Origin of the sequence: Mesorhizobium waimense, assembly GCF_003601975.1 — a bacterium.
Taxonomy (GTDB): domain Bacteria; phylum Pseudomonadota; class Alphaproteobacteria; order Rhizobiales; family Rhizobiaceae; genus Mesorhizobium; species Mesorhizobium waimense.
Genome location: NZ_QZWZ01000192.1, coordinates 1 through 637, shown reverse-complemented (window position 1 = coordinate 637; position 637 = coordinate 1). Strand labels below are relative to the sequence as shown.

The window sequence follows — 637 nt, the reverse complement described above, 5'->3', positions numbered from 1 at the left end:
ATTGCCGACGTTGCCGCGCCATCGATCAGCGAGCTTGATCGGACAATCGACGTGATTGGCGACGTCGATGGCGTCGAGAAAACGCAGTCGTCGGTCATCCTGTCGACGCGATTCCAACGATAGAAGTGCAGGCGCCAGATGAGTGCGCTGCGGCGTGGGGACCATCGGAAGCTATTTCAATGGCCAAAGGCAACATCTCGTCACAACCGAATGCCTGCAGGAGATGCCTGTTGAAATGAACCGGGCGAACATAATAGATACGAAACATGAGTTCCGTTCATAGAAGGTGTTAAGCCTGTGTACTCGGTGGGTCACCATAGTCTGCCGTCCTACGCCCTGTTGCGCAGCTTCGAGTGCGCCGCGCGGCACGAAAGCTTTACCCAGGCGGCGGAAGAACTTCATCTGACGCAAAGCGCAGTCAGCCGACAAGTCAAAGAACTTGAAGACATGATGGGCGCGACATTGTTCAGGCGGGTTGGACGACGCGTGGTATTGACCGAGAGCGGCAGGCGGTTTGCCGCGGATCTGGCGATCGATCTCGAGAATCTCAGGCAATCGGTGGTGCGGGCGATTGCCGTCGGCGAGCGAATTTCGACGTTGCGCATCGGCATCCTGCCAACATTTGCCAGTCGTTGGC

At 57.1% G+C, this 637-nt stretch carries 2 protein-coding genes; both read left to right on the top strand.

The features are described 5' to 3' along the window. Positions 1–123, top strand: a 123-nt coding sequence (locus D3227_RS43640; RefSeq protein ID WP_245452141.1) for an Lrp/AsnC ligand binding domain-containing protein, incomplete at its 5' end; no start/stop codon positions are given. 174 nt (positions 124–297) lie between these two features. Beyond that, on the top strand, positions 298–637 hold a 340-nt coding region (locus D3227_RS40570), incomplete at its 3' end, for a LysR family transcriptional regulator (RefSeq protein WP_281035086.1).